Source organism: Brevibacillus sp. AY1, assembly GCF_029870785.1.
In the GTDB taxonomy this organism is placed as follows: Bacteria; Bacillota; Bacilli; order Brevibacillales; family Brevibacillaceae; genus Brevibacillus; species Brevibacillus invocatus.
Map to the genome: position 1 here is coordinate 630460 of NZ_JAFLPN010000001.1, position 7292 is coordinate 637751.

The following is a 7292-nucleotide window of genomic DNA, read 5'->3' on the forward strand; positions in this document are numbered from 1 at the left end:
CTACATGGTCCACGAGAGCTGCTTTCCGCCGATCAGATGATAATGCAGGTGGAAGACAGTTTGTTGACCATGCTTGCCGATGTTTGTGACGACACGGAAGCCGGGTTCCGTTACTTCCATCTGTTCTGCTACTTTTTGTAAAGCGAGATGCAGGTGGCCGATCAATTCCTTGTCCTCTGACTGGATGTCCAGTAGGGATGGGATGTGCTTCTTGGGAATCATCAGGACGTGTACGGGTGCAATCGGATTAATATCATGAAAAGCCACGACATGCTCATCTTCGTACACCTTGGTTGAAGGGATTTCACCAGCTACGATTTTGCAAAAAATGCAATCCATCTATACTCACAGCCTTTCAAAAGTGTGTTGGGTACCCTATTTCGTCACCCGACCGGACTTTCCCTGTCGAACGCAAGAAAACGATTTCAATTGCAACTATTGCTTTTTTCTTAAGGTATCTTATAATAATGGATGGATGTTCAAAGATGGATGGAGCGACCCCGTGTCCCTCATCGTCCTGGCTTCCACTCGCTTCAGATGGCGGGATTGATAACTGGTACGTAAATGCTAAGTGTTAACCCACCATGAAACAGCTTGAGCAACAAGCTTCTTTTGTTGTGTCAGTTGTTTTGTGGTGGGTTTTTTCCTGTATCGGAGAGCAAAAACGATGAGCGCTTTTACTTTCCGATACAGCAAGAACAAGCTGCCTCGACTTCGTGGTTGCTCAGGCTGGTATAGAGGTTTTCTTATTGTTGTAAGGAGGAGCTATGACTAAAAAAATGATTGCCGTTCAACTAAACGGCCAAACCCATCAGATCGAAGAAGGAACCCGTCTTCTGGACTATATGCTGAAACAAGAAATCGAACATCCGCATATTTGTTACTCGCCGATTCTCGGACCGATTCAGACCTGCGATACCTGTATGTGTGAAATCAACGGCGATATCATGCGCGCCTGTTCCACGGTTGTCCAAGAGGGCATGGAAATCAAAACCGCATCAGAGCGTGCACGTGCTGCCCAGACAGAGGCAATGGATCGCGTGCTGGAAAACCATATGCTCTACTGTACGGTTTGCGACAACAATAATGGAAATTGCCGCGTGCACAATACAACCGAAATGCTTCACATCGAGCACCAATCCCGTCCGTTCACCGAAAAAGGCTACGAAGTGGATATGTCTCATCCGTTTTACCGCTATGATCCAGATCAATGCATTTTGTGCGGACGTTGCGTAGAGGTATGTCAGGATTTGCAAGTAAACGAAACACTAACCATCGATTGGGAGCGGGAAAAACCGCGTGTTTTGTGGGATGACGATAAATCGATCAATGATTCCTCCTGCGTATCCTGTGGACAATGCGTCACCGTCTGCCCATGCAACGCCTTGATGGAAAAATCCATGCTGGGTGAAGCAGGATTCATGACGGGTCTCGGTAAAGACCTGATGGCGCCCATGATTGACATGGTTAAAGAAGTAGAACCGGGCTATAGTGGAATCATGGCTGTTTCTGAGATTGAGTCCGCGATGCGTGACACACGTACACAAAAGACCAAAACGGTTTGTACTTTCTGTGGTGTCGGCTGCACGTTCGAGGTTTGGACGAAGGACCGTCATATTCTCAAGATTGAACCAAGTGAAAATTCTCCCGTTAATGCTGTTTCCACTTGTGTAAAAGGAAAATTCGGTTGGGACTTCGTGAACAGTGATCAGCGCTTGACTACACCACTGATCCGCAAGGGTGACGAATTCGTTCCAGCATCCTGGGATGAAGCACTTGACCTGGTAGCAACCAAACTGGGCGAAATCAAAGAGAAGTACGGAAATAACGCACTGGGTTTTGTCAGTTCCTCCAAGACGACCAATGAAGAAGTCTATTCCTTGCAAAAACTGGCCCGACAAGTATTCGGAACCAATAATGTCGACAACTGCTCCCGTTATTGCCAATCTCCAGCCTCTGACGGCTTGATGTCGACAGTTGGATATGGCGGAGATTCTGGAACGATCAAGGACATCGCAGCTGCCGGACTGGTGATCATCGTCGGGGCCAACCCAACCGAAGGACACCCTGTTCTTGCCACACGCGTGAAGCGTGCCAAAAAACTCCACGGACAGAAGCTGATTGTGTCTGACCTGCGGAAGCACGAAATGGCGGATCGATCCGATCTGTTTATCCACCCTAAACAGGGTACCGATTATGTATGGCTGACAGCTGTCGCCAAGTATATGATCGATCAAGGTTGGCATGATGAGAAATTCATTCAGAATCGCGTCAACTTCTTTATGGAGTACCGAGAAATGCTGCAAAAATACACGCTCGAATACGCCGAAGAAGTCACGGGGATTTCGAAAGAGCAATTGATTCAAGTAGCGACCATGATCCATGAAGCAAGTGGCACTTGTGTCCTCTGGGGCATGGGAGTTACGCAAAATACAGGTGGATCGCATACATCTGCAGCTATCTCCAACTTACTCTTGATCACGGGTAATTACGGTCGTACTGGTACCGGGGCATACCCACTTCGCGGTCATAATAACGTACAAGGCGCATGCGATATGGGGAGTTTGCCAAACTGGCTGCCTGGTTATCAGCATGTGGGTGATGAAGAGGCTCACGCGAAATTCGAAGAGGCATACGGGGCGAAGTTTCCGAGCACGCCAGGCTGGACGAATATCGAAATGTTACAGGCTGTTGAACGAGGCGACTTAAAAGGAATGTACCTGGTAGGAGAAGACATGGCATGGGTTGATTCCAACTCCAATCACGTACAAGAAACTCTGGCCAGTCTCGAGTTCTTTGTTGTTCAAGACGTGTTCTTTACAAAAACAGCTCAATTCGCTGACGTCATCTTACCTGCAGCCCCATCGCTGGAAAAGGATGGCACCTTCACGAATACTGAACGTCGCATCCAACGCCTGAACAAGGTGTGGGAGCCTCTCGGGGATAGTAAGCCAGACTGGTGGATCGTACAAGAGGTTGCGAAACGTAGAGGCTTCGATTGGAACTTTACTCATCCAGGCGATATCATGGATGAAATTGCGAGTCTAAGCCCAATCTTTGCTGGTGTATCCTACGACCGCTTGGAAGGTTGGAATAGTTTGGTCTGGCCAGTAAAAGCAGATGGAACCGATGAGCCATTGCTGTACATCGATAGATTCAAGTTCCCGGATGGTCGTGCCCGCCTTTCGCTGGTCGAGTATGTTCCGCCAGTTGAATTTGCGCCAGAATTTGATTTGGTCGTAAATAACGGACGCATACTGGAACATTTCCACGAAGGAAACATGACGAACAAGTCAAAAGGAATCCAATATAAAGTTCCTAATGTTTTCGTAGAAGTGCCGCCTGCACTTGCCAAAGAGCGCGGAGTAAAGGACGGATCGCTGGTCCGCCTGGTATCTCCGTATGGAAGAGTTAAGCTGCGAGCTGTCGTCACAGACCGCGTCCAAGGCATGGAGCTGTTCATACCAATGAACTCTGTCAGCCACGAGAATGCTGTCAATGTTTTGACAGGTAATGCGGTAGACGTGCGGACTCAGACACCTGCCTACAAGCAAACCAAAGTATATATGGAGATTTTGGAAGTAGATGGTATCAATCCGCTGCCGATGTACAACCCGCGCTATGCCAAGCGCAATCCGCAATTGGGCGTACAGGTAGAACGCAAATGGGCACGTGAGGATTACCAGCCGATTGCCAAAGTGAACCAGGCAGGAGGTGCTAAGTAAGCATGGCAAGACCTATTGTGAACATCAAGAAGCCCGTCCTGTCCGAAGAGGAAAAAAACACCCAAAAGCTGGATCAGCTCAAATCAGAGCTGGCACAGAACGCAGATGGTATTTCCGATACCATCAAGCTGCTGCAGGAGCTGCATGATAGCGGGATTCTGGAAGCTGTCCAGGCATTGGTAGAAGCGAAGGAAAAGGTCACGAAGATTGCACTCGGACAGCTGACGCGTCCGCCGGTCACCAATACGATCAACAACGCCATGGCGATGGCAGAAGCAGTCAGTGACATCGACCCGGCCATGACAAAAAAATTGGTCAGCAGTCTGAGCAACGGCTTGCAAAAGGCAGAGGAAGGCTTACAAAAGGACGAAAAAGTGGGATTGCTGGACTTGTATAAAGCCATGAACGACCCTGACATCAACCGTGCGATCGGTTTTGGGCTCAACCTGCTCAAAGGCATGGGTGAAGGCTTGAAGAAATAGAGAAGCTAGGCTTGGATTCAACCTATTGGTTGGTTCCAGGCCTTTTCTTTTGCGCACATAAGAGAGGAAGATGGGAAAAGCGTTGATTTCAAGCAAGGAGAAGGAATCATACACTATGGCGAAGCCTTCAAAAAGAAGGGGGAGTATACGTGTCTATGGAGCCATTGCTTTTATTTCTCCACATTCCCAAAACGTCAGGAACCTCGATCAACCGCATGCTGTCAGAAGAGTACGAGCGTGAGGAAATCGCCTTCATGCACGAGGATGCCAGCTGGTCGACAAGAAAGCTGGTAGAGCTGTGCAATCGCACAGACAGCTCGCTTCGCGTCGTGTCGGGTCACTTTCCCTACGGCTTGCACGAGCTGATCCAACGTCCAACGCGTTATTGTACGTTCGTGCGTCATCCTATCGAATTGGTGTTATCCATCTATTCCTTTTTGCTTCGTAACCCATCCATTCCAACCTACCAACAAATGTCCGAGATGAGCTTCGCACAGTTTGTACAATCTGATCAAATGAATTTCCTGACATCCAATCTGCAAACCCGCTATCTCTCAGGCAATCCCTTGGGATTTACACACCAAACGGAGATGCAATACTATGTCTGGAACCCGGGAGAGTACATTCCCGATCTGGGACGTGCAATGAATCATCTGGCTTCCAGCTTTACGTTTATTGGCATTACCGAATGGTCCGACCAATGTGTTCCTATTCTGCGCAAACAGTTGGGGTGGAATCGTTCAGATCAGATCTACCGTGAAAATGCGTCGACGAACAGACTGCAAGAATGGGATTTGGACACTGAGACTCTACGTATGGTCTTTCAAAAGAATCAGTTCGATTTTCAGCTGCATAGCTATGCGAAAAAGTGGTTTCAACAGCACGCCTATTAGATCAAAAGAAGGAGGGGAGGCTGAAATCATGAGATCGACAGGGTATGTCCTCTGGTTTACTGGTTTGTCAGGCGCAGGTAAAACAACGCTTGCCAATCGTTTGCATCATGAACTGAACGCGAAAGGATTGTCCAGCTATGTTCTGGATGGTGATCGCTTGCGGCTTGGGCTCAATCGCGACCTAGACTTTTCGCCAGAAGACCGGGCTGAGAATCTGCGTCGTGCGGGAGAGGTTTCGAAAATTCTCATCGAGACAGGTACGATCGTTCTGGCTGCCTTTATTTCACCTTCAAAATCAGATCGTCATAGGATCCGGCAGATGTTTTCGGACGGGAAGTACATCGAGGTCTACGTCCAATGTCCGTTGCACGTCTGTGAAAGCAGGGACCCAAAAGGCTTGTACAAGAAGGCGCGTCGTGGAGCCATTCCCGATTTTACAGGTATCACCGCAGCGTATGAGGAACCCGAGAGTCCGGAATTGGTTATTCAAGCGGATCAACAATCCATATCAGCATGCGTCCAGCAGATTCTCGTCTATTTGCGAACGCGAGGTATATTGCATCAGATGTAGGGTTCGCATGTCATGTGAAGAGGGGTTATTCGCTCCCATGTCGTATCGTTATGAAGAGAGAATTCATTATGGACAGGGGGTCGGTGACAAAATGACGTTGCACAATATGATCCAGCCTATCTCTACTTTTCTACGGGCGACCGATTCTTTGGAGGATGCAGCGAGAGCCATGCTGGAAACACGGCTGGATGTGCTCCCGGTAGGAGATGACGAGGGTAGGCTGATCGGTGTTTTTTCGCGTAGCTCACTTTATCGGATGATCCTTGAAAAGGCGCCTGCTCATTCACCCATTCGGGATTTTATGAAGACCGAAGCGGTCACTACCCAACTGGACAAGCTGTCAGAGACAACTTTTGAACAGATGGAGCAGATTATTCAAAATAGCCACGTCGGTTCCAGTATCATTATCGATAGTGATAGAAGAATTGTAGGTGTGTTGACCAAAGCCCGTGTCGTCAATGCGCTGGTTGAATCGAAGAATGACTTGAGAGAACAGATGGAAGTCATGATGCAGGTGGAAAAACCAGATTGGCTCGATCGCTCACTGGATGTGGGACGTATAGGGGATAAAGCGGCGGTAAATCATCCGTACCGTGCGGTGTATACGTGGAATCACATTATCACACGAGACAAAGCGATGAAGCAATGCATGTCCCTTGCTGCAAAAGCTGCAAGGCGCCTTACGCCCGTCCTGCTTTTGGGAGAAAGCGGAACAGGCAAAGAGCTGTTTGCACACGCCGTGCACAATGCCAGTAATCGAGCATCTGGGCCGTTTATCACGGTCAACTGTGCATCCATACCTGAGCATCTGCTGGAAGCCGAGTTTTTTGGCTATGAACCAGGCGCCTTCACCGGAGCAGATCGTGCGGGCCGAATCGGAAAATTCGAGCTTGCCCATGGCGGAACCCTCTTTCTGGACGAAATTGGCGAAATGCCTATGTCCCTGCAGGCCAAGCTGTTGCGCGTACTTGAAGGAAAGGATTTTTTTCGCGTGGGGGGAAACAGGCCGATTCAGACGGATGTGCGGATCATTTCCGCTACGCACGCGCCTTTGGAAGATCGGATACGTGAAAAGACATTCCGAGAGGACTTGTACTACCGCCTGCACATCATCACGCTGACGATCCCTCCTCTGCGTCAGCGTAAAAACGACATTTTACTTCTAGCCAATACGTTTATCAAACAGTTAAACCCGATTCTGGACACGAACGTTACAGGTATCGAGGAAGCTGTACAAAAAGTGCTGTACCACCATGATTGGCCAGGGAATATTCGTCAATTGCGCAATGTCGTGGAAAGAGGCATGATTATGGCGGAACAAGGGAAAATTTCTTTCGCAGATTTACCGGAGGAAATGCTGCAAAAGGCTACAGAAATACATGGTAAAACAGTGGTTCATGCAGCTGAAAAGATGGAAATTGAGCGGGCATTACGCGAAACAAACGGAAACAAGGCAAAAGCGGCCAGATTATTAGGAATCAGCAGATCTGTCTTTTACGAAAAATTGAAAAAATACAACCACTAGCCATTGTCCGGTAATCCGGACATTTTTTTACTATATAGGAAAGTATATAATTTTGAGGGGCGCAAGCCCCTCTATTTGTTGGTAAAATCGTTATAT

At 48.3% G+C, this 7292-nt stretch carries 6 protein-coding genes; 5 read left to right on the forward strand and 1 reads right to left on the reverse strand.

Annotated features, from left to right (window positions below; genetic code table 11):
* Window positions 1–339 carry a histidine triad nucleotide-binding protein gene (locus tag JZI27_RS03335; RefSeq protein WP_251242814.1) on the reverse strand — a complete coding sequence of 113 codons (339 nt, stop codon included), beginning with the start codon at window positions 337–339 and terminating at the stop codon, window positions 1–3.
* A gap of 428 nt (window positions 340–767) precedes the next feature.
* Between JZI27_RS03335 and fdhF the strand changes: the two genes are divergently transcribed.
* The 5 genes from fdhF to JZI27_RS03360 all read left to right on the forward strand — a co-directional run bounded on the left by fdhF (window position 768) and on the right by JZI27_RS03360 (window position 7196).
* Window positions 768–3725, forward strand: a complete 2958-nt coding sequence (gene fdhF / locus JZI27_RS03340; RefSeq protein WP_280206767.1) for a formate dehydrogenase subunit alpha — start codon at window positions 768–770, stop codon at window positions 3723–3725.
* Window positions 3726–3727: 2 nt separating this feature from the next.
* Window positions 3728–4207, forward strand: coding sequence for a helical membrane plugin domain-containing protein (locus JZI27_RS03345; protein ID WP_280206768.1), 480 nt, complete (start codon window positions 3728–3730; stop codon window positions 4205–4207).
* 155 nt (window positions 4208–4362) lie between these two features.
* Window positions 4363–5100: a sulfotransferase family 2 domain-containing protein gene (locus JZI27_RS03350; protein ID WP_280206783.1), complete on the forward strand. Its 738-nt coding sequence runs from the start codon at window positions 4363–4365 to the stop codon at window positions 5098–5100.
* A 28-nt stretch (window positions 5101–5128) separates the two neighbouring features.
* A complete protein-coding gene (gene cysC / locus JZI27_RS03355) occupies window positions 5129–5671 on the forward strand; it encodes an adenylyl-sulfate kinase (RefSeq protein WP_280206769.1) in 543 nt (180 codons plus the stop codon).
* A 37-nt stretch (window positions 5672–5708) separates the two neighbouring features.
* Entirely contained in the window at window positions 5709–7196 is a 1488-nt protein-coding gene (locus JZI27_RS03360) for a sigma 54-interacting transcriptional regulator (protein WP_280206770.1), read from the forward strand.
* Window positions 7197–7292: the final 96 nt, after the last annotated feature.

Bases quoted from the DNA above. Each gene is read 5' to 3' on its own strand.
- JZI27_RS03350 (WP_280206783.1), top strand. From the start codon at position 4,363: ATGGAGCCATTGCTTTTATTTCTCCACATTCCCAAAACGTCAGGAACC.
- cysC (WP_280206769.1), top strand. From the start codon at position 5,129: ATGAGATCGACAGGGTATGTCCTCTGGTTTACTGGTTTGTCAGGCGCA.
- JZI27_RS03335 (WP_251242814.1), bottom strand. From the start codon at position 339: ATGGATTGCATTTTTTGCAAAATCGTAGCTGGTGAAATCCCTTCAACC.
- JZI27_RS03360 (WP_280206770.1), top strand. From the start codon at position 5,709: ATGTCGTATCGTTATGAAGAGAGAATTCATTATGGACAGGGGGTCGGT.
- fdhF (WP_280206767.1), top strand. From the start codon at position 768: ATGACTAAAAAAATGATTGCCGTTCAACTAAACGGCCAAACCCATCAG.
- JZI27_RS03345 (WP_280206768.1), top strand. From the start codon at position 3,728: ATGGCAAGACCTATTGTGAACATCAAGAAGCCCGTCCTGTCCGAAGAG.